The organism is Pseudobythopirellula maris, assembly GCF_007859945.1.
In the GTDB taxonomy this organism is placed as follows: Bacteria; Planctomycetota; Planctomycetia; order Pirellulales; family Lacipirellulaceae; genus Pseudobythopirellula; species Pseudobythopirellula maris.
This window is the reverse complement of sequence record NZ_SJPQ01000001.1, coordinates 874616-899276: the sequence shown is the minus strand read 5'-3', so window position 1 is coordinate 899276 and position 24661 is coordinate 874616. Positions and strand designations below refer to the sequence as shown.

The 24661-nt window shown below is 69.9% G+C and carries 3 protein-coding genes; 1 reads left to right on the top strand and 2 read right to left on the bottom strand.

Annotated elements, in window-relative coordinates; translation table 11 throughout:
* Positions 1 to 74 precede the first annotated feature (74 nt).
* The gene (locus tag Mal64_RS20080; RefSeq protein ID WP_261342182.1) at positions 75 to 326 is read right to left on the bottom strand and encodes a tyrosine-type recombinase/integrase; all 252 of its coding nucleotides are present in this window, start codon (positions 324 to 326) and stop codon (positions 75 to 77) included.
* A gap of 60 nt (positions 327 to 386) precedes the next feature.
* Positions 387 to 1073: a tyrosine-type recombinase/integrase gene (locus Mal64_RS20075; protein WP_231993566.1), complete on the bottom strand. Its 687-nt coding sequence runs from the start codon at positions 1071 to 1073 to the stop codon at positions 387 to 389.
* Positions 1074 to 1831: 758 nt separating this feature from the next.
* Between Mal64_RS20075 and Mal64_RS03260 the strand changes: the two genes are divergently transcribed.
* Positions 1832 to 24604, top strand: coding sequence for a LamG-like jellyroll fold domain-containing protein (locus Mal64_RS03260; RefSeq protein WP_146396982.1), 22773 nt, complete (start codon positions 1832 to 1834; stop codon positions 24602 to 24604).
* Positions 24605 to 24661: the final 57 nt, after the last annotated feature.

The following is a 24661-nucleotide window of genomic DNA, read 5'->3' as shown; positions in this document are numbered from 1 at the left end:
CCTTGGCCTAGCGCATACCGGTAGCCCGAGTCAAGAACTTTCACTCTCGCGATGCCGAAGAGGCCTGATCGCGGTCAGCCCACCTTCCTGGCGACTTCTTTCGCAAGGCTCACGTCGCGTTCGGCGTAGATCTGGGTCACGTCGGCCGATTGATGGCCGCAGATAACCTGGGCCGCTTCGAGGCCGAACTGCTTCCGGACCTCCGTGGCCGCCGAGTGCCGGAGCTGGTTCGGCGACCACTTCGCGTGCCCCGCTTTCTCACAGGCCCGGTGGATCGCGATCCGGTAGGCGTTGACGTTGTAAGGCTCCAGCTTGCCGCGGCTGATGGCGAAGCGGTGGGCCCGCTGGATCAGGTCGGCGTTCAGCGAAATCTCAGCTTCTTCACCTCACCGTCGGGAGAGCCTGACCGTCTCGTCGCCCAGGAAGCAGGGGCAGCTTGGGTGGCGATTGAGGTAGAGGGCGAGCAGTTTCTGGGCCTTGGGCCCGATCATCACCAGCCGGCTCGTGCCGTGGTGCTCCATCTTGTGCTCGCCCGGCTCGTAGACCCACACCTCGGCTGATTGATCAAGGTCGCGGGGGCGAACTGCACAGACCTCACCGGGCCGCATGCCGGTGAGCCGCTGCAGGCGGACCATGTCGGCGACGATCCGCGGCAGATGGGGGAGGGTCTTCGCGACCACCGCGTCGTCGACCGGCAGCACGGGCCCGGTCTCGCGGGCTTCGGTGCGTCCCCGTTTGAGGCCGGGGACCGTGGTGAGCGCCTGGTAGACCGAGGGCCCAATCAGCTCGTTGGCGACCGCCCATTTGAACAACCGTGTCACCCGCGAGACCTGCCGGTTGACGTGCTTGCGGCACCAATCGGCTTCGTCGATCATCCGCTCGCGGAGTTCTTTGAGCTTCACCGGCCCGAATTCTTCGGCCGCCTGGCCGCTGTGGTGGCGGACCAGGACGCGGAGCATGTCTCCGATGATCTCCGCCTCACGCGTGACGCGGCCGTTCTTGACGTAGTAGCCGCGGGCGAAGTCGAGGTACGCCAGGGCGAGCTCGTCGATCGTAACGGGGTAGCCACGCATCCGGCGGGCCTGCAGCTCCTTGAGTGTGACTTCCGGCTCGGGCTCGGCCGCCTCTTCGACCTCCTGCTTCAGGCGGACGGCTCGCCAGTTGGCGATCTCCTCCTGGTACCTCGCGTGGCTCTTATGGGAGCCGAACGGGCCGAGCTGGATGACGCGGCCGTGGATCGAGACGACGGCTTGGCCGTCATCTGCTACCGCATCGCAAGCGATGCGGAGCTGATTGGGTGATTGCTGACACGGGGTTTGTTAGAGCTTCTAAGTCCTTTTCCAGAAACATGTTAGTGATTGCTTTCCGCGTCCAGTCTCAACCAAAAAGGTCGCAGCACTAATCCGACCGGTTCGATGGCAGTCTAAACAGACTGTTTCGCAGATCCCTTTGGGCAATCAGTATGTGGCATTCCGCGGGCTGGAGTTCGATTGCAAAGTGATCGCCGGCAGCATTGATTTTGACCCCCAGAAGCCCGCGTGCCTCGACCTCAGCCCGATCAAGCCGCGGCGCGAAGCTGCTTTGCGCTGGATACAGAGGCGTTGCTCGATCCGCCTAACGGGTCCGTCCATTTCTTCTCGCCGCAGTCACGCAAGCGCGCGACGGGCCGGTGCGTGTCGGATTCTCCGCGCACGGTCCATCTGATCGGTCGGTCGTTGGCCCTGGATAGGCGCCTCGTTCCTTGCCGGACTTCTCTTTTCTTGCCCCGCTGACGTCGATCGCGCCGACGGCGTTTTTTTGCCTCGTATGACATCGCTCCAAGGGATTTTCATTGAATCGCCAAGGCAAAAAGAAATGGCGCCGTGAGCGTCGTCGGAAGGAACGCACGACGCGACGGCTTCAGAAGCCCGAGCAACTCGAAGAGCGGGCGATGCTGGCGGCCGACGGCGTCGATGGCTTCCGCTTCGCATTCTTCGACCCCTCGGCGCCGCCGGAAGAGCGCCCCGAGTTGGTGTTCAGCGCCGACACCGAGGGGGAGCTGGCGTCCGACGAGAGCCTCGGCTTCGCCTTGACCGACACGTTTGCCGAGTTGTTCGGCGTGGAGATCAACAGCGCGAACCTGGCCCAGATCGGCGCGACGCTCTCCAACCCGCAGACGCTCGCCCAGGCGCTCGACAACCTCGACGCGACCGACGGAAACGTCGTGCTCACCGAGACCGACGAGGGCGTAGAGTACGACATCCGATTTGAGCGTGAGTTCGAGACCGGCGCGCTCGTCGGGTTCCGGGGGCTCGGCGGGCGGATCGACATCGAGTCGGAGGTCGTGTTCGGCGCGACGCTCGAGGCGCACTTCGTGTTGGGCGTCGACGCGGCGGGTTTCTACCTCGACGCCGCGGCGGCCGACGCCGAGCTGACGCTCAGCAACCTGCGCGTCGAGGGCGAGATCGCCGGCGTGGGCGACTTCGGCTTCGTCCAGGTCGACATGACCGGCGCCACGGTGGCGATCGACTCGCAGATCGGCCTGTCGCTTGACGTGGTCGACCCCCACGCCGATGACCCCGCCTCCGACGGCCGGCTGCGGGGGCTCGATTTCCTCGGCGACTTCGACCACTTCAGCCCGAGGGTCGAGGCGGGCAACCCGTCGACCCCCGACCTGCGGCTGGAGGGCGAATTTGCCGTCACGGCGCTCCCCAATGGCGCGCACCCGTTCGTGCTCGACGCCACGGTGAGCGTCGAGTGGCAAGAGGTGGCCGACTTCACGCAGGTCGACGTGCAGGCGGTGTCGGCCGACCCTCCCTCGCAACTGCTGATCGAGCTGCTCGACTTCGGCACGGAGAACCTCACGACGCTGATCCAGCAGGCGGGCGAACGGCTCGAGAAGTCGCTCGACCTGGAGGCGATGAACGTCGGCATCCCGCTGGTCGACAAGAGTGTGGCCGACTTGCTCAGCGCCGACCCCGAGCCGGTGCGATTCGGCGGCCTGGGCGTCTCGGCGATCTCGCAGGTGGTGAGCCTTGGCGGCTTCAAGACGTTTGACGTCACCTTCCCCGATGTCAGCGTGTTCCGCGCGGGGGTGCAGATCGGCGACGCCGTGTCGTTTCTCTCTGACACGGGCGACCTGATCAACGGCGTGGTCGAGGCGATCGGCTTCGCCTCGGAGGGAGCCGCGCTGCCGGTGCTGACGATCCGCTACGACGCCGCGCTGCCCAATCTGCCCAGCCTCTCGGCGCCGCGGTTCGACTTCCACCCGCGGGCGTCGCTGTCGGGGCGGGTGTCGGCGTCGCTCGGGCCGCTGAGCGACCCCGAATACGTGCGTGAGAACGCTGGCACGCTGCAAGAGCTGGTCGTGCTGCTCGGCCAGGTGTTCGGCGTTAACCTCAGCGATATCGACGACGTGGTCGAGATCGATCTCGTGCAAGACCCCAACGACGCCGACCCGCTGGCGAAGATCCTGCGGGTGACGCCCAAGTTCTTGCCCGACCCGCTGCTGATCCGCACGGCGCTCGACCTGGGCGAGGCGTACGCGGGGCTGAGCCTCGACGCCAGCGGCGAGCTCGACGTGCTGCTCACGCCCGAGGTGCGGCTGCCGCTCGGCATCTTGCTCAACCCTGCCTCCGACGACGCGCTGGCAGACCGGCTGTTCGTGTACGACGACACGGGCGAGGCCGCCCCGCAGCCCGAAGTGACGTTGCGAATCGACGCTGCGCTCGACAACCCGTTTGTCTCGGCCAAGCTCGGCCTGCTGGGGGCGACTCTGCAAGAAGACCCGGCCGTCGCGCCGAACAACGGCATCGGTTTCTCGGCCACGCTCAACGTGAACGTCAAGGAGCCGACCGCCGACGACGGCCGGCTGAGCTACGCCGACCTGGGCGACGCCCAGCTGGAGGCTTCGGAGATCTTCGCGGCGGACCTGTCGGGGGAGCTCGACATCGACGGGCTGGAGATCACGCCGCAGGTGGGCGACGTGGGGCTGAGCCTCGGCCGGCTGTCGGTTTACACGACCGACTCGACCGACCCGGACGATCCGCGGGATGCCGCCGCGTTCGCCTCGGCCGCCGAGCTGGGCGAACTGCTCGGCAAGCTGCACGTCCGCCAGAGCGCGGACTTCGACTTCGACAGCCTCGGCGACCTAACGCCGGGCGACATCGTCACGATCCTCACGCAGCTCGGCAGCTCGCTGCAGCAGGCGGCGGGCGAGCTCGATGTGCCCGATGGTCTGCCTTTCCTCGATGACGCGATCAGCGAGGTGGCGAGCTTCGTCGACGTGCTGCAAGACTTTGCCCGCCAGCTCTATTTCAACCCGCGGCTCGTCGCGGCGGCCGACATGGCGGCGCCGGGCGGCGTGCTCGCCGACGACGCCCACTTCGTGCTGCGCGTGGAGTCGGGCGTGCCGGTCGCCGTGACCGTGCCGGCCGACGCGACGGCCGACAACCTCACGCTCGCCGACTTGGTTGACGACGTGAACGAGGCGCTCGTCGCCGCGGGGCTCGAGGGGGTGATCGTGGCCGAGCGGCTGGCGCCGTTCGGTTCGGACGCGATCGATACGGTGACGGTTGGCGCCCTGGTCTCGCCCGGTTCGCCCTTCCGGACGTACGACGCCGAGTTTGCCGAGGGGACCAACCTGTTCGACCTCGGTTTCAAGGTGGGCCAGGCGGTCGGCTTCCTCGACGAGGCTGGCGACGAGGCCCGCGGGGTAGTCACACAATTGACGCTGCGCACGCTCACCGTGCAGTACGACGAGACGCAGCACGCCGCGCCCGAGGCTGGCGCCGGCCGCGCCTTGTCGCTGTTCGACCTGGCGGATCAAAACAAGCTGTCGCTCCGCACGACGAACCCCGAGCACGGCGTCTCGCTGTCGCTCAGCACGGTGCGCGTCGCGGCTCCGGAGGCGGGGCCGGCTTACGGCCAGCTCGGCGAGGAGTTCGGCTTCGACCTCACGGTGGGCGGCGCGCGGCACAGGATCGCGCTCGCCGCCGACGCGACCGCCAACAACAGCCGCCTAGCGGACCTGGCGGCCGACCTGAACGCGGCGGCCGCCGCGCGGGGGATTGGCGACCAGGTGGTCTTTCTCGTCGACGGCGACCGGCTCGCCGTCGCCGCGACCGACGCCCGGGTTGGCTCGCTGCTGGTCGAGGGGGGCGAGCGGCTCGGCTTCGCCACGGACCAGACCGACGGCGACAACCCGGCGGACGACCTGCTCGGCTTCGGCCCGAGCGCCACCGCCGCCGCCCGGTTCCGGTTCGACACGATCCAGGACTTGGTCCACACGCTCAACGGCCTGCTGCAGGAGCAGATCGACGGCCAGCCGTTCGACGCCCAGCTGACGTTTGTCGACTCGCCCGCCAAGGCGATCGAGTTCCATCTCGACCTGACCGCCTTGTTCACCCAGACGACCGAGCTCGACTTCGCTACGGCGCTCGACCTGGGGTTTGCCGACTTGCAGCTCGGCGGCTCGGCCGAGGCGACGTTCCGCGTGGAGGCGGGCGTCGGGCTGGGCGTGGGCATCGACCTGGAGTCGTCCGCCACGGTGGCGCTCTCGGACAGCACACGGCTCGCCACGCTCAATGGCAACGACGGCGTGCGGCTGAAGGTCGAGGCCGTGGCCGACTCGCCCGCCCCGGCCGACGGGCAGCTGCCCGCGGGGCTCGACTTGGTGATCGAGGTCGAGACGTTCGACCCGGCCGACCCCAGCGGCGTCGAGCTGCGTTCGATCCCGATCCAGCTCCCCGCGGCCGCGTTCGCCGACGGCGTCGACGCGATCGACCTGGCCTACACGATCGGCGACGCGTTGCTCGCCTATCTCGCGGACGGCGGCAACGGCTTCGGCGACCTGACGATCACGACCGACGAGTTTGGCGGCCAGATCTCGCCGATCGAGATGATCGCCTCGGGCGGCGCGCTGCGTCTGGTGGGCAACGATCCCAAGCTGTCACGGCTGCGTGTGCTGGGCGGCTCGGAGATCGGCTTCGCCGAGGGCCAGTCGAGCGACCGGCCCGACCTGACGATCGATCTGCCCGACGGCTCCCGGTTCGATGTCGCGCTCGACGGCGCTGGCACGCTGGGCGACGTGCGTGCGGCGATCGAGTCGGCGACCGGCGGCCTGGTCACGGTCGAATACTTCGGCCCGTCGATCCGGCTGGTAAGCCATGTCGACCGGTCGGCGTACCTGCCGGGCGGCGTGCTGCGTGTTTCGGCGTTCACCGACGCGCGCGGCCCCTCGGCCGCCGCCGCGGGCTTGGGCCTCGCCGCCGAAGCGCGGGGCGAAACCTTTCGCTTGCAGCTTGACGTGGGCGACGGCCCGCGCGTCACCGAGCCGATCCGCGCCGACGCCACGGCCGACGAGGTGCTGCAAGCCCTCAACGCGGCTTTCACGCTGCCGGTTGTCGCTTCGGTCGCCGGCGACGCGGGCGGGCCGTACACGGTCGAGTTCCGCCCCGAACTGCGCAACGTCGACCCGCTCATCGGCAAGACCGACCTCGACCTGAGCGTCGCGGTCGCCACCACGACGCAGGGCGACGCCTCGACCGCCGAGGTGCAGACCGTCACGCTGTCGCTCTCCGACGACGCCGGCCCGGTCGACCACCGCGAGGCGTGGCGCACGATCACCGGCGACCCGCTCTCGGGCGATTCGCTCCTGGACCGCGTGTACCTGATCGCCGACCAGAGCGAGGCGTTCGCCAACGCCACGATCGAGGCCGACAGCGTGTCGCTCGCCGCGTCGCTCGGCATCTTGGACGTGGGTCTGTCGGGCGGCGAGATCGGCTTCGGCGTGTTGGCGGGGCTCGGATTCCAGGACCTGGGCGACAACAAGATCCGGCTGAGCGACCTGCGGTCGTTCGGCGTGGGCGGGGTGGTCGACACAACGTTCGACTACTTCGGCTCGGCCACGCTGCCCGTCGACAGCTCGCTGCTCGCCATCCTGCCGCCGGCCGACCAGCCGGAGGACCCGCCCGCGCTCAACGTGCTCCTGACCAAGGCCGAGGGCACGCAGCGGCCCGAGTTGGAGATCGACGCGGCCGACTTCGAGCAGCTGTTCGGCAAGTTCCAGAACCTCTCGGCCCGCGACATCGCGGTGATGCTGCAGCAGGTGGTCGAGTTGCTGCGGAGCGGCGACATCGAGGCGCTCAACACGCCGCTGCCGCTGATCAATCAGACGCCTAACGACATCCTCGACGTGACGGACGGCGTGCTGGCGGTGGCCGACAGCCTGCTCGCCGGGCCCGACCTCGACGTGCTGCGCGAGCTGCGCGACCAGATGGCGGGCGCCATCTCGCTGGCCGACGGCGACCCGGCGCAGCTCGAAAAGGTGATCGCGGCCTTCGGCCGCTTCCGCTCGGCAATCGAGCCGGACCACAACTTCACGCTCACGGTCGACGGCCAGCAGACGGCGCCGATCCCGCTCGACTCGCCGGCGACCGACGTGCACGCGGCGCTCGCCGAGATCTCGACCGACGTGCTGTCGGTCACCGGCCGGCGCGGCGGGCCGTACACGATCACGTTCACCGAGTCGATCGGCGACGTCGACGCCGTGCGCGGCTCGAGCGCCACGGGATTGAGCGTCCGCACCGAGGTCGAGACCGAGGGCGTGGTCAACACCGAGTCGGAGGTGCAGGTCGTTCGGTTCGAGACAGCCGGCCGGCTCTCCAGCGCGCTGGTCGCGATGCGTCAGGCGGTCGAGGGGCTCAACAACGGCCCAATCATGGACCGCCTCGCCGACTTGGTGGACGAGGCCGAGATGCAGAGCGCCTCGGCGGCCAACCTCGACCGGCTGCTGAAGTTTTACCTGCAGCAGGCGCTCGGCCTGACGCAGGAGGAATTCGACGGGCTGTTCGAGCTGAGCTTCGGGTTCGTCGACGCCGACGCGATGCAGGACGGGTTCCAGCCGGCCGGCGTGCTGCGGTTGGGCGCCACGAAGCACCTGGAGGCGACGGCCGACTTCGACTTCGGGCTGCCCGACCTGGGGCCGATCACGGTCGACTCGGGCGCCCAGATCGGGGTGGTGCTCGGCGGGCGGATCGACCTCGACGTCGGCTTCAATTTCTCGACCGGCACGCCCTACCTGCTCGACTCGACTCGGTTCGAGGTGTTCGCCTCGTCCGACTCGTCGATCGGCGTGGAGGCGGCGTTGGGCGGCGTCACCGCGGGCCTGTCGGGCAAGCTGGAGCTGAGGCAGACCGTCCGCGAGGAGGCGCCGGCCAGCCCCGGGGCGCCGCTCGACGAGTTCACGCTCACCCACGAGCCGGTCGGCGCCAACTTCGTGATCGCCACATCGGGCGGCGTGCGTCTGGCGCAGGGCGAAGAGGGCGACCCGGAGGCCGACTACTACCTCGATTCGGAAGACCCCTCGGTGCTGGTCTTCAACGCGCCGCAGACCGCGCCGGTGGTCGTCACGTACCCGACCGAGGCGTTTGTCGAGGACTCACCTTTCTTGCTGCCCGAGGACGTGAGCGACGACGCGGCGACGTTCACCGTGGGCCTCAACCCGGCGCTCGTCCCCAGCGACGGCAACACGATCGGCGGCATCCCGCTGGGCGACCTGCAGGGCAACCTTGGCAGCGCGATCGAAGTCGAGACGAGCGGCATGGCGTACGCCGCGCTCGACGCCGAGCTGCTCGGCATCGAGCACGAGAACGCGATCTCGGTGGCGGTCGACCTGGCGAGCGGCGTGACGCAGTACGAGCTGGCCGGTCTCGACGACCTGCTGGGCGGCCTGACAGACATTTCCAACATCAACCTGGGTCAGATCGTCAAGGGCCTGCGGACGCTGCTGGGCAACCTGCGGTCGGGGCTCGAGGGCGATTTGCTTGAGAGCCTGCCGCTGGTCGAGGGCGCCCAGCTCGGCGCCACGTTCGTCGGCCAGCTCGAGGGGGCGGTCGACCGGATCGACGCCCTGCTCGAGGCGGGCAGCGGCTCACTGAGCGCGGCCCAGGCGAGCATCCAGCAGATTCTGTTCGACGCGCTCGGCCCCGGCGGGGCGGGCATCCTGCAACTCGACCCGTTGTTCCACAACGACCCCGAGGTGGGCGACGGCTCGGAAACGGCCGACTTCCGCGACGTCGAGTTCGTCATCTCCGACCCGTTCACCACGCCGGCCGACGAGCTGCAAGTGGCGATCAACTTGCCGCTGGCGGGCGCGGACACGTTCGACGCCGACTTCGACGTCGGCCTCGACGCGTTCGTCTTCGAGTTCGAGACCAACGGCGGGGTCGAGCTCACCTGGGACTACGACTTCTCGCTCGGCTTCGGTGTGAGCTTGCAGCGTGGGTTCTTCTTCCAAGTGAACGACAACGTCGAATACGGCGAGGACGAAGAAAACGCCGACTTCGGCCTGCCCACCGGCGGCGGCGCGCCCGAGATCAACCTCGGGGCCGAGATCAAGCTGAAGGAGGGGACCTCGCTCGCCGCGTCGCTCTTCTTCCTCGACGTGATGGCCGAGACCAACCCGCTCGAAGACCTCAACCGCGACGGCGTCGTCAACGACGGCTCGGCCGAGGAGGGCCACGGGCCGGCGCTCGACGAGATCGCCGACGGCGTGGACTACAACGGCGACGGGCTGATCGACAACCCCGCGGTGATCGAGGTCGACCTGAACGGCGACGGGCGGCTGTCGAAGGGGACCGGCCTGCGGGGCGACATCTTCGTCGACTTCGACGACCCGAACGACGACGGGCGGCTCACGCTCGGCGAGATCGCCAGCGCCGGCCTCGACGAGACCTTCAACGCCGGCGTGTCGACCCTGGCGACCATCGACCTGGCGCTCGGGGCCGACGTGTCCGACTCGCTGCCGGAGATCACGGCCGGCTTTACGGTCGATTGGAACATCGGCTACACGACGCGCGACGGGCTCGTGGGGGGGGGTGCGCCGGTGGCGACGATCCACGACGCCACGCTCGACCTGGGGAGCTTCTTCGACAACGTGGCTGCTCCGGCGTTCGACTTCTTCACCGAGTACGTCGAGCCGCTCAAGCCGCTGCTCGATTTCCTCGGCGAAGAGGTGCCGGGCGTCTCGGAGGTCGCGGAGCTGGCCGGCGAGGGGCCGGTCACGTTCCTCACGCTCGGCGTGCTCTTCGGCGGGGGCGACCTCGCGCAGGCCCAGAAGGCCAACCGCGTGCTCGGGCTGATCAGCAGCATCTACGACACGGTCGAGACGCTGCGCGACACGGCCGACGAGAGCGACGGCCTCGAGATCAACTTCGGCAGCTACACCTTCGGCGGCGTCGGCAACCCGCTCGACCTGACTAGCGGCGACGTGTCGGTCGGCATCGACGCCTCGAAGATCGCCGCCGGCACGGGGCAGTCTTCGCCCGTGACCGGCCTGGAGGACGTGTTCGGCCAGGCCTCCTCGTCGGGGCACTCGGGCTCGCGCTCGGCGAGCGCTTCGATCCGCAAGATGGTGCGCACGCCCAACAGCGAGGGCGCCGGCGGGCTGGGGGTGAAGATCCCGCTGCTGACCGACCCCTCGAACCTGTTCAAGCTGTTCACCGGCGAGACGGCCGACATCTTGCAGCTCGACCTGCCGCGGCTCGAGCTCGAGGTGCCCGTGAGCGCCCGCTTCGGCCCGCTCGTGCCGCCGATCCCGATCTACGCCACGCTCGGCGTGGTGCTCGACGCGTTCGCCGACCTGTCGCTCGGGTTCGACACGCGCGGCATCGCCAAAACAGGCAACTTCCTCGACGGGCTCTACTTCGGCGACCTGGAGAACATCACCACGGGAGCCGACACGCCGGAGTTCGGCTTCGGGCTCGAGGTGACGGTGGGCCTGTCGCTCGACCTGGAGGGCGCCTCGGTCAGCGTCGAAGGGGGCGTGACGGCCGACGTCGAGTTCAACTGGAACGACACCGACGGCGACGGCAAGCTCTACCTCGACGAGATCGCCGACCTGGTCGACCTGCACCCCTTCCCGACGCCCGACCCCGCCGTGCCGGGGCTCTGCGTGTTCGACGTGCACGGCAGCATCGGCGCGCTGCTGAGGCTCAACTACGAGGTACTGATCCTGTCGGGCTCGGTCGACATCATCGACGTTGAGTTGTTCACGTTCGAGCACGTCTGCGTCGACCCACCGCCGCTCGAGCTGGCGCACGTCTCCGACGGCGCTGGCGGCTTCGAGGCGGGCACGCTGGTGCTGCACGCCGGCGATCTGGCCGACGACCGTGACCCGGGCGCCTTCGTCGCCGACGGCGCCGAGAAGTTCACGATCGACCAGGTCGAGCCCGACGCGGTGATCGTCACGTTCCAGCTGGACGAAGAGACCGAGGTGATCAAGCGCTACTCGGGCGTCGAGCGGATCTACTTCGACGGCGGCGCGGGCGACGACGAGATCACGCTGCTCGACAGCGTGACCCTGCCCGCCGTGCTGCGCGGCGGGGCGGGCAACGACACACTCATCGGCGGCGCCGGCGACGACCTGATCGACGGCGGCTTGGGCGACGACCGGTTGTTTGGCCACCGGGGCGACGACACCTACGTGTTCGCCAACGGTTGGGGCGCCGACGAGATCGTCGAGGACGACTCCGCCGACCGCAACACGGCCGACTTCGGCCCCACCACCGCGCCGATCACCTTCAGCGCCCAGCACACGCTCGCGCCGCTGAGCGTCGACCCGGAGACGGGCGAGCGGACCTACAGCGGCGCCTTCGCCACCGACGGCTCGAACACCGTGCGCGGCGCCTACGTGAGTGGGTTTGTCGGCGGCACAAACCTCGACACGTTCGAGCTGCCGTTCGCGCTGGCGCCCGGCACGCCCAACGACTGGCGCATAACCGGCTCGAACGCGGGCGACGCCGGCGGGCGGTTCTTCTTCAGCGGCGCCGAGCGGCTCGTGGGGCACGACGGTGACGACAACTTCCGGTTCACGGGTTCCGCCCTCGTTAGTGGCGAGGTCGACGGCGCCGGCGGCGCCGACACGCTCGACTTCAGCGGTTACAACGCGTCGGTCGCCGTCCAGGTCGACCGCGACGCGACCCGCGTCGCGCACCGCGGCGACGGCGGGGGCTTCCTCTACTCGCAAGTCGAGGCGTTCCTCGGCGGGGCTTCGGCCAACGACTTGCTGATCACCCACTCGGCGGGCGAGTCGGTCCACGTCACGAGCGACGACGCCGGCTTTGTCGGCTCGGCCGAGGCGTTCTCGTTCTCGGGCGTCGAAGATTTGGCGGGCAACGACGGCAACGACGAGTTCGTCTTCGCCACCGGCGCCGTGCTGTCGGGCCAGTTGACCGGCTCGCTCGGCGACGGCGTGTTCGACAACGACACGGTCGACTTTTCCGCGGCCGTGGCGGCGCTCGACTTCTCGATCTTGACCTACGGCGCCGGGCTGGTGAGCGACGGCCGCACGCTGGCCAGCTTCAGCGAGGTCGAGAGCCTCGTGGGCGGCGCCGCGGACGACCTGTTTGTCGTCTCGCCCTACGCCGGGCTGCTGGGCCAGCTCGACGGCGGCGCCGGGACCGAGGACCGCATCGACTACGCCGCCTGGCTGCTGCCGGTCACGGTCGGGCTCGCGTCGCAGTCGGCCACGGCGCTCGGCGGCATCGTGGGCGTCGAGCACGTGGTGGGCGGCCGCGGGGCCGACATCCTTGCGGGCGACGACGCCGACAACGAGCTCGTCGGCGGCTTCGGCGACGACACGCTCGAGGGCCTCGGCGGCGACGACCTGCTCATCGGCGGCATGGGAGACGACGAGCTGAGCGGCGGCGACGGCGATGACCTCTTGTGGGGCGGCGACGCGCTCTTGCCTGCCGCGTCGTTCGACCGTTCGACCCCCGGCGCGTTCACGCTGCCGCCGGGCTACTTGCAGGCGGAAGCGGCCTACCCGACCGGCTACTTCCCGGCGGTGCTCGTCACCCCGGCCGCTGTGGGGGGCCAGTCGCTCGCCGGGTTCTCGCGCGGCGGACGCGACACGCTGCTCGGCGACGACGGCAACGACCTGCTGTTTGGCGGCTTCGATAACGACATACTCGACGGCGGCGCGGGCGCCGACTACGTCGACGGCGGCCAAGGGGCCGACACGGCCACGGGCGGCAATGACGACGACGTGGTGCGTGGCGGCCTGGGCGACGACAGCTTGCGCGGCGGCGGGGGCGTCGACCAGATCCTCGGCGAGGCGGGCGCCGACACCCTGTTGGGCGACGGCGACGCCACGCACCGCGCGGGCCAGCGGCTCTTCGGCGGCGACGGCCGAGACACGCTGTACGCCTACTCTCACTCGGCGGTCGCGGCGCCGGGGCTCATCGGCGACCAGCTGTTCGGCGGCGCGGGGGGCGACCTGCTGCTGGGCAACCTCGGCGATGACCTGCTCGTGGGCGAGGGGGGCAACGACGTGCTGCGCGGCGACTACGCGGCCGGGCCCGGTTACAACGTCAACCCGACGGCCGCCACGGCCGGCGGCGACGACCGGCTGCTGGGCGGCGGCGGCGAGGACCAGCTCTCTGGCGGCGGCGGCGACGACGAGCTGTGGGGCGGCGCCGACTCCGACCTGTTAGACGGCCAATCAGGCTCCGACACGCAGTACGGCGGCGGCGGCATCGACTTGTTCGTTGCCCCCACGGCGACGGGCCACAACGTGGGCGTCGACGTGATCGACGGCCACTTCGGCAACAGCACCGTGGGCGACACGGCCGACGACAACGCGACCGACATCCTGGTGGTCGGCGGCACGCAGAACGACGACCGCATCTTGTTTGCCGAGACGATCCCCGCCGCCCCCGGCGGCGTTGGCCAGTTGCACATCGACTACAACGGGCAGGCGATCCGGGTCGATTGGCGCGACGCCACGACGGGCGATTTCCTCCTCGAGCAGATTCAGGTCGCCGGCCTGGCGGGCGCCGACACGATCGGCTTCGCCCAGGCGAACCCGATCGCCGGGCTCGACGCCGGCTTGCCCGTCGGCACGCGGCAGCTCGACCTGGCGCCCCTGGCCGCCCGCAGCAGCGATTTTGTCGGCGTCTTCGACGGGGGCGGCGACGACGACGTGCTGATCGGGGCCGAGGGACGCGACCGGCTCGACGGCGGCGTCGGGAGCGACACGGCGTACGGCTTCGCGGGCGACGACCGCCTGTGGGGCGACACCGGCGTGGCCAACCCCGGCGACCACGACACGCTGTTCGCCGGCGCCGGCAACGACGACCTGATAGGCGGCGCCGGGACCAACGCCCTCTACGCCTGGTCGTACGACCCGCGGCAAGGCGGCTCGCAGTTCGGCGTGTTCGTCGACCCACTCGGCGCCCTGTTCGACGACGACGGCGAGCTCGACGGCTCCAACCCGGCCGAGCCGCCCCGCGTGCAGGAGTCGACCGGCCTGAACCGCATGCTCGGTATGGCGCGCGGCGACGAGCTGTACGGCGGCACGGGCCTCGACTTCCTCTACGGCAACGGCGGCGCCGACGCGCTGTACCGCGCCGACGGCACGACGCTCGAGTCGCTCGACGGCGGCTTGGCCGGCGACGCCTGGAAGGAGTACGCCAAGCAGACGGGCCAGGTCTGGTACCTGGGCGGCACGAACAGCAACGACCGGATCACGGTCGACTTTGTCACCGAGCCCGGCCTGCTGTCGGACCACCACCTGATCACCCGGCTGACGGAGAACGATGGTTTCTTCAGCTTCGCCGCGCAGGTGCGGCTCGACTTCGCGGCGACCGACGAGAACGGCGACCCGGTCTGGAACGCCGCCGACACGGTGTTCCGCGCCCAGCAGTTCATCGACGCGGTCAAAGCAAACGACGGGGCCGGCGACGGGGCCGACCCCTCCGCGTTGGCGATGGCCGAGACCCAGCTGGTCGACGGCCTGCTGCCGCCCGAGGGCGACTTCCTGGCGATCATCATCGACGCGCTCGGCGGATCCGACGAGATCCAGGTCGGCCCGACGGTGCAGAAGACCGTGTGGATCGACGCCGGCGACGGCGACGACCGCGTCGTGATCGAGTCGGGAGTCGCCATCCTCACCGACCGTGCCGAGTCGGGCGTGTCGGCCGACGGCCTGCGCGGCAGGAACGACAGCCCGGGGCGGGCGTTCCCGCTCGCCACCGACCCGCAGGCGGTGGTCTACCAAGGCCTGACGATCGACAGCCCGACCGACGCCGACTGGTTCGAGATCGAGTTGCCCGACGCCGGCGGCCCGCTCGTCATCGACGCCGCCAGCGTGTCGACCGCCGACGGCATGAGCCTCGAGCTGTACGAGGTCGTCGGCGATGGCGAGCCGACCCTGCTGCCGCTCACTGGCAGCGGGACCGAGGCGCTCGAACTCGCCGGCTGGACTGCCGGCAACCGCTACCTGCTGCGCGTCGTCAACGACGCCGGGCTGCCGACCGTGTACGACCTGCGACTCGCGCTCGGCGCGGGTGCCGAACGGCTGGTCGACATGGCGCTGCGCGACGACCCGGTGCGGCGCGACGTGATCCTCGGCGGCCGCGGCGACGACATCCTCTCCGGCGGCGCCGGCGAGGACTGGATCTTCGGTGGCCCCGGCCAGGACGTGCTCACGGGCGGGCTCGACCGTCAGGCGAGCGACCTGCTGTTCGGCGGCGAAGGGGACGACACCTTCCAGATCATCCCCGACGCGCTGCCCGAGCTCGGCAGCCAGACCAACACGCTCTTCCAGGCGGGCAGCGAGACGTACATCCCGACCTACAGCGATCAACTGCTCGGCGGCGCCGGCGACGACCGCGTGCTGTTCCTCGGCGGCGACCTCGACCGGCTCGGCAACGAGGTTCCCGACTACGCGGCGCTGCGCTACAACACGCTGCTGCACCGCTACGAGTTCACCAGCCTGGTGTGGGACATCGGCGCGCAAGACTTCCGCAAGACGGCGGACGAGACCGCCTACGAGCAGCAACATTACTTCTACCAGACACGCGACGTCGAGCGGACGGTCGTCGACCTGCAGCGTGGCGACGACACGTTCCACGCCGACAGCGGGTTCCAGTTCCTGCCCCTGTCGGGCGCGTTCGACGCCGAGCTGTTCGCGAGCTGGGGCGTCGACCTGGGCGACGCGGAGCAGGGCGCCACGATCGCGGCGCTCGACCTGCGCGGCGGCGAGGGAGACGACCTGTTGTTCGGCGGGGCGCTCGCCGACCGCATCGACGGCGGCGCGGGCGACGACGTGATCTTCGGCGGCCTGGGCGACGACGAGCTGCTCGGCGGCGGCGGGGCCGACTCGCTCCACGGCGGCGCGCCGACCGCGGCCGACGACGCCTACCCCTTCGTCAGCCAGTTCACCGGCGTGGCGGGCGACGCGGAGGCGTACGCCTTCGAGCTGGCGACCCCGCAGTTCGGCGAGTCGGCCGAGGACAACGCGGCCGGCTTCGACCTGACCGCCTACCGCCAGACGCTGCTCGGGGGCGCCGCGAGCGTCGAGGGCGCCGCGGCGGGCGAACGGCTCAGCGACGTGCGACGCATCGGCGACTTCGACGGCGACGGCTTCGACGACTACCTGCTGGTCGGCGCGTCGCGCAGTTTCGTCATGCTCCGCCCCCCGACGCTCGACGACACGCACCGCATCACGGAGGTCGCCGACATCGTGATCGACCACGCCGCGTTGGGCGCCCCGGCGACCGAGTTCGGCGACGTGAACGGCGACGGCCGCGCCGACATGGCGTTCGTCCGTCCCGGCACGGACGAGACGCTGGTGACCGTGGTGCTCGGCGGCGCCGACGCGTGGCGCCGCGAGTGGGGCGCCGAGTTCTTGGCCAACGACCTAACCATCAACAACAGCCTGTCGCTCGTGGTGGGCGCCGACCGGCTCTCGCCCAGCGGGGCGGCGGTCGCACTGGTCGACATCGACGGCGACGGGTTCGACGACCTCGTGCTTTCGACCGGGGCGAGCGCGGCGGCGGGCGTGGCCCAGCGGCTTGCCTCGGAGGTCGACATCTCGCTGAGCCACGACACGCACGTGTTCGGCGACTTCCCGGAGCACGCCGGCACGCTCTACTTCTCAGCCGATTCGGGCTCATCGGCTGGATACGTGTTGCACAAGATCGACCGCCACGGGCGCCTGCAACGGGTCGTCAGCGACGATACCGACGGCTTTGTGCGCAACCCGGTCGGTTTCCAGCTGGTCAACGGCGAGCCGGCGTTCTTCGGCGCCTTCCCCCACACGTCCATGGGCGTGTTCACGCTGACCGACGACAACTCGATCGACATCGACAACCTGGGGGCGACGGCCAGCAGCTCGCAGCCGCTGCAGAACGCCCTGCTGGCGGGCAATGGCCACGGGCTCAATTTCTCGTCCAACCCGCCGCGGCACAGCATCGACCACGACACGATGTGGCTCAGCGACGAGGCGGACACGACCCCCACGCTCACACTCGATCTGGGCGACGAGTACGCGCTCGACGGGTTGCGGTTCTACAACTACAACGACGACGCCGACTCGACCTACTTCGCCGGCGACGCGACCCAGCACGGCGTGAAGCGGGCGATCATCTCGATCGCCGGCGGCGACGGCGTTTACACCTCGATCGGCGAGTTCGAGTTCAGCGAGGCGTCGGGCACGGAGTTTTACACGGGCCAGTCGTTCAACTCGACCGCGTTGTCGGCCAACCTGCCGCCGGGCGTCGAGCTGGCCGACCTCAGCGCGCGGTTCGTGCGGTTCGACGTGCTGGAGAACTTTGCCGGCGAGGGCCCGGTCGGCGTGAGCGAGGTGGTCTTCAGCGGCAGCCCCGTCACGCCCCGCCCCCAGGGCCCCGCTTCGGGCGAGGCTTACCCCAAGCTCAACGCGCTCGAGTACCAGCGTATTGAGGGGAGCGATGTCTACTCCACCAGCAGCGACCTGATTGTGGGCCACCTGCCAGGCGACTCGTCGGCCGTCGCGCGGTCGGTCGACGGCGTGGCGCGGGCGGCCCGCGATTTGACCCGGGTCGAGTTCCAGCTGCCCAACGGCGTCGACGACGAGGCGCTCTACTACGTCGAGGACTTCGGCGGCGGCTCGCGACTGCGGCTGTTGTCAGACTTTGACCCCGACGACCCCGATTCGATCGGGGTCAACCTCCCCGCGGGAGTCAGCGACCCGGAAGACCTGACCTGGGCCCCGGCGACCGGCTTGCTCTACTTCACCGCGGAGAACGGCTCGGGCGACCGCCACCTCTACGCCACGGCGCCCGCCAACGGCGACCTGTTTGACTTCACCGACGCGACGGCGCTGACGGTCGACTTCGCCCCGGCGCCCGACCCGCAGAACGTGTTTGTCAGCGAGGCGGGCCAGGTCTTCTTCGCGGGCCTGACCAACGGGGGCGGGCGCGAGCTGTGGGTGCTCGACGCGGCGGGGCAGTTCGAGGCGATGTTCGAGATCGCCCCGGGCGGCGCCGGCTCTTCGCCCGCCGATTTCATCGAGTTCGACGGCTCGGTTTACTTCACCGTCGAGCACGAGGGCTTCGTCTGGCGGTACGACGGCGTGAACGCCATCCGCACACGCATCGTCGACGGCGCGGGCGCCGCCGTCGACGGGCTCGTTCCGCTGGCGGTGTTCGACGACGCGCTCTACCTCTACTCGCCCGCCGAGCAGTCGCTGTGGCGGTTCGAGGGGCCGCGGGCCTACGCGACAATCTTCTCCGGCGAGTCGCTCGCCGCGGGCTCAGAGCAAACGCTCGCCGAGGTGGCGCCCAGCTCCGCCGGCGACGACCGCACGATGGACCTCCGCGTGACGGCCCTGGGCGACGTGAACGGCGACGGGCTGGCCGACCTGGCGGTCGCCGACGGCGGCCACGACGGCGTGTCGGCCGGCGACGACTACCTGCGCGTCTTGCTCGGCGACGTGGCGGCGTCCGACGTGCTGATCGGAACCTCGGCCGAGCTGGCGCTCAGCGGCGCGGCGGCCGAGGGTCGTGTCACGCCGTTGGGCGACCTCGATGGCGATGGCTACGACGACTTCGCTCTCTCCGGCGCGACAGGGACACGCGTCTACTTCGGCGCCGCCGATTTCAGCCTGGCGGGAGCCCCGCGGTTCACGCTCTCCGAAGCGGGCCTGGCGATCAGCGCCGGCGACTACAACGGCGACGGCGCCGCGGACCTGGCCGTGGCCGACGCCACGGCTGGCGCGGTCCACGTCTTCTGGTCGATCGGCTCGGCCAGCGGCGTGCTCGCGCTCGGCTCGGCCGACGTGACGCTCGACGCCCCGGCGGGCGCCATCGCGCTCGGGCCGCACGGCGTCGACCTGAACAACGACCTGGTCGACGACCTGATCGTCGCCCAGCCCGAGGCGGGGACGCTCGGCGCCTCGCCGGCCCAACTCGGCGTCGTCTACGCCGTTTACGGCGGGCGGGCGAACCGCTTCGACGTGACCGCGCTCGGGACGGTCTCGGTCTCCTCCTCCACTTCGCCGGCGGACAACCTGATCGACCGCGAGCAGTCGAGCGGCTGGCTCTCCGACGGCGCCGACGCGGGCGACGACACCGAGCTGGTGACCTGGACCGCGGGCGAGACGATCCGCTTCGGCTCGGTCAGGCTCGAACCGGAGGCGACGGGCGGCCTTGGTTTCCGCACGGTGCGGCTGCGGGTGTTCGACTCGTCGGCGCCCGGCGCGCCGGTCTACGAGTCGGAAGCGATCGAGCTCGAGGGCCAGCGGGTCGACCTCGACTTCGAGTTCCCCGGGTCGGTCTTCGGCGACCGCCTCGAGATCGAGCTCGAGGGGCATCAAGACGCCGGCCAAGGCGGCTTCGCCGAGCTGCGGGTGTTCAGCCCGCCGATCGCCGAAACGCTGGCCAACGTCTCCGTGCCGGGCAGCGGCGAGTTCCTCGCCAACGACGGGACCGGCCAACCGCTCCGATTCCCCGGCGGCGACCAGCCGTACGAGCTCAGCAGCGACTCGCCGGAGCGCTGGATGAGGCTGACCACGTTGGGCGACGGCCGGGCGGGCGACGCGCTCCACGTGCTCACCGAGCTGGGGGCGCCGGTCGCCGCCGACCTGCTGGGCGCCGACGGGCGGGAGCTGTTCTCGGGCGTCTTGGACTTCGACCTGCGGGCGCTGCCGGCTGGCGAGTACTACCTGCGCGTCTACGGCACGGGCGTCATCACGCCGGGCTCCCCGCGCGGGTTTGAGATCGAGGCGTTCGCGCCGACCCGCGGCTGGACGCACGAGGGCGACCTGCCCGACCGCGACCTGCTGCGCGGCGGCGACGGCGACGACACGCTCGCGGGCGACAACGACCTCGACGTCCTGCTCGGCGAGAGCGGCTTCGACACGTTCTTCGGCGGCGACATCGAGGTCCGCGACCGCGAGGCGTCCGAATTGCTCAACGTCGAGGTCGCGTCGATCTCTACGCCGGTGGTTCTCGACCCGGTTGTCGAGATCGAAGACCGCCGCGTGGCGGCGGCGATCGCGGCGGCGCTGGGGTTGCCCGTCACCACGGGGCACGACGGCCTGCCGCTCACGCACGACGAGCTGCGCGCGACGGTGCTGGCGACGCTCAACACGCTCGACGCCACGGGCCTCGGCCTGGGCAGCCTTGAAGGCGTCGACCGGCTGGTCAACCTGCGCGACCTCGACCTGTCGGACGGCGGCGTCGCAGCGACCCCGCCCGGGTTTGAGCTGACCGGCCCGGGGCTGAGCGAGTCTCAATTCCTCTCCGGCCAAGCCGAGGGGGTGGCGGACCGACCCAACGACATCGTGGTCAGCCCGGACGGGCGCCACGTGCTGCTGTTCGGTCGCGGCGGCCACGACAACCCCAATGCGGCGCTGCACGTCTACGAGCGGAACCAATTCACGGGCGCCCTGACGCCCTCGCAGACCCTCCAGCTCATCCCGGCGAGCGATGGCGGGGTCGCGGTCAGCGCGGACGGACGCTACGTCTACGCCGGGGCGCAGCACCGGTTGTACGTGTACTCCCGCGACTTGCTCACCGGAGTGCTGACCGAGGTCTCGTCGATGGGGGCGTTCGGCCTGACCGGCACTGATCGCAGCATCGACAACCTGACGCTTAACGGCAACGGCGATCGCTTGTACGTAACCAGCGGCGATAGCTTGCTGCGATACGACCGCGACGTGACGACCGGTGCGCTGTCCGCTCCGATCGACGTCCGCCACGAACTAGGCATTACCGTCGAATTCGCGTCGCTTGTGCTGAGCCCCGACGGCGAGCGTGTGTACGTCGCTGACATCCACAACCCTCAGGTCTATGTTTACGACGCCGACCTGAACCCCGTGGAAGTTTACGTGCTCGACCCGCAGGCTGCCGCCGCCGACGACGGGGTGGCGCAGATCGCGATCGACGCCGAGGGGCTGCGTCTCTACGCCTTCTCGTTGATCGAGGGCGAGGCTCGCAAGTTGTTCGTTCTCGGCATCAACGCGGTCAATGGCACGCTCTCCGAGTTGCAGGTCGTCACGCCTCCGGCCGAGTTGGACCAACCGAATACGTCTGCTAGCGTCGCGATCAGCACGGAGGGCAGTCACGTGTATGTGAGCGACAGCGCAGACCTATTGGTTTACAACCGAGACAGCCTGACTGGCCTGTTGACTCCCTCCTTGGCGTCGTACACCACTTCTGACCCCGTGACGTTGCGCGGTATCACAGTCGCCTCGTCGGCCGACGGGCGGCACGTTTATACGGCGACCCAGGGCGACACCCTGCATGTGTTGAGTCGTGAGGGCGTCACCGACCCGCTGCCCGACCTGCTGGCGCCGCTCGCGCCGCGGCTCGGCGACGGCGCCGAGCCGTTGGGGCTCGGCCGGCTCGAGCGGCTCGACCTGAGCGACACGCCCGCGGCGACGAGCGTCGCGGCGCTGGCGGGCGTCGACACGCTGCGCCAGCTCGACCTGCGCGGCTCGAGCGTGCCGGCCGACTCGGCCGATTTGGTAAATCTGGTCGGGCTCGATGAGCTCTACATGACCGTGCCGGGCGTCGACTCTGCTCTCAATTACGTGGTTGCCGAGGGCGCGTCGTTCGTCGCCGCCGTGGCGGGCGCCGACGCGTCGCACGGCTGGACGGTGTCGACCCCCAGCGGCGTGCTGTCTTCGACGGGCGATATCGGCTTCGTCGCCAGCCAGCCGGGGGCGTACCTCGTCGACCACGACTTGGCCGGCCGGTTCTACGTGCTGGTGCGAAACTCGGCGCCGACGATCGATTCGTCGCTCGACCCGATCGAGGTGCAAGTCGACGAGGGCCAGACACTCACCGCCGACGAGCTGATCGCGCTGGCCGGCGTGACGGCCATCGATGCCGGCGCCCCGTTGCAGCCGACCGTGGTGCTCACCAACGCGGCGGGCGACAAGGTCGACCTCGGCGACCGGGCGCTCGACTTCGACGGGGTCGAGGACCGGGTGCGCGTCGACGGCGTGCCGTCGGTCGCTCGCGTCGAGGGGGCGCTCACCCTCTCGGCTTGGGTCAACGTGCAGAGCATTGACTCGGACGGCAACGGCCAGGAGCGTCAGCCGATTATCGCCAAGGGCGCCTCCGGCGAGTGGGAGTTCGCGCTCTACGTCTACGACGACCTGACGGCGGGCATCGCCCTGTGGCAGACCAACAGCTTCAGCCACGTCGCGGCGCGCGGCGGGCAGCTGACGATCGGCCAGTGGAGCCACGTCACCGGCACCTACGAAGAGGGCGGCGAGACGCGCATCTACATCGACGGCGTCCTCGTGGCCAGCACGAACTCGCAGATTGGCTCGGTCGGTTTTGGCAACGAACCGCTGTATCTCGGCGGGCGGAGCGACGGGCAGTTCCTCGACGCCGTGATCGATGACGCCCAGATCTGGGGTCGGGCGTGGGACGCGGTCGAGGCGCAGCAAGCCGCCGACGGCGCCGAGCCAACCGACCGCACGGGCCTGGTGGGCCACTGGAAGCTCGACGAGGGCGCCGGCTCGGTGGCGCACGACACCTCGGGCAACGGCTACCACGGCTCGCTGGGCGGCGGGGTGAACGGCTCGCAGCCGGTGTGGACTGCGCCGCCCGTGTTCCTCGCCGAGGACGAGGGCGAGTGGACCGTCACCTTCACCGTGGACGACGGCTTCGGCGGCGTCGCGACCGAGACGGCCCTGCTCACGGTAAACAACCTAGCCCCGACCGCCGACCTGGCGGGCCCCACGAGCGGCGTGGCGGGCCAGCCCCTGGTGATCAGCGGCGCCGGCTCGACCGACCCCGGACCGCTCGACTCGCTCTCGTACGAGTGGGTCGTGGAGCACGACGGAGCGGTCTTCGCCCTCGGCGCCGGCCCCGAGTTGCAGTTCACGCCGGCGGCGGGCGGCTCTTATGAGGTCACGCTCACGGTCACCGACCCGGCCGGCGCCACGTCGAGCGAGCAGGCCACGGTCAGCGTGATCACGCCGCCGTTCGCCGGCAGCGACTCCTTCGAGGCCTTGTCTGGCGAGGTGTTTGTCTCCGCCGAGAGCCTGCTGGCGAACGACAGCGACTCTTTCGTCCAACAGATCGTGTGGGACAGCGTCTCGCAGATGGGGGCGGCGGTCGACATCAGCCCGCTCTCTGGCGCCCTGACCTACGACCCCACCGCCTCGGCCACGCTCAACGCGCTCGCGCCGGGCGAGACGCTCACCGACACGTTCAGCTACACGTTCACGTCGCTCGAGAGCGGCCTGATGGCGACCGGCCACGTGACGGTCGTGGTCACGGGCGTCAACCACGCGCCGGTCGGGGTGAGCGACAACGCGACCACCAACGAGAACACGCCGATCACGGTCGACGTGCTGACCAACGACACCGACGCCAACCTTGGGGCGCAACTCACGCTCACGACGCTCGGCGGCGTCTTTGTGCCCAACTTGCAGTTGTTCGCCGATATCTCGAACAACGGCCGCTCAGCGACGCTGGGCGACGCCACGGTGGAGATCGTCGAAGGCGGGATCGCCTTCGATCCCGGCTCGCGTTTTGACCACCTCGCCCCCGGCGAGTCGGTCGACCTCGAGATCAACTACACGATGACCGACGAGAACGGCGCCGGTGGCGCCGGGACCTTGACCATCACGATCGAGGGCGCCCTCAGCCCGCCGCCGCTCTTGGGCGACTACAACGGCAACGGCGTGGTGGACGGCGCCGACTTCACCGTTTGGCGCGATGCTCTGAACACCAACGTCGACCCGTACACGGGCGCCGACGGCGACGGCGACGGCTTCGTTGGCCCGGACGACTACCATGTGTGGGTCGACCACTTTGGCGAGACGCTCCCCGAGCCCGAACCGGGCCTGCCGTTCGCCCAAGCCGCCGCACCGGGCGCCGGCCTCCTATCCGAACCCTCGCCGGCCGCCCCCGCCCTGGCCTCCCAAGAATCGTTTGCCACGGCAACAACCACTCCTTCCACGACGACGCTCTTGGAGCCCCAGTCGGTCGCGCCTCAGCCCTTTGAGGCCGAATCAGTCGGCGACGCCCCGCTGAACAAGGGCCCCGCGCCGGTTGAGCCGCAGGCTGTCGGCTTTGCTGCGGCGTGGACCTCAGCCTACAAGCAAATCACGCATCATCGCTCCCAAGAAACCGACCAACTCCCCGTGGAGACACGCCACCCGGACCCGATCGATCAAGCTTACTTGCTCATCGCCCTGGAGGGATCCGCGCAGATGCAAGCCCGCGAGAGAGACGACACCACGATCCGTGACGCCCACGACGAGGCCTTCGCCGAAGAGACGCCGCCCGATTCCGTTGATACGCAAGAGGCAGGCTTCCGCCTCTCGACCTAGAACCGGTAGCGGCCCGGTAGTGTACGCGGCCAACCCCAGCGGGGGCTGACGGCCGTG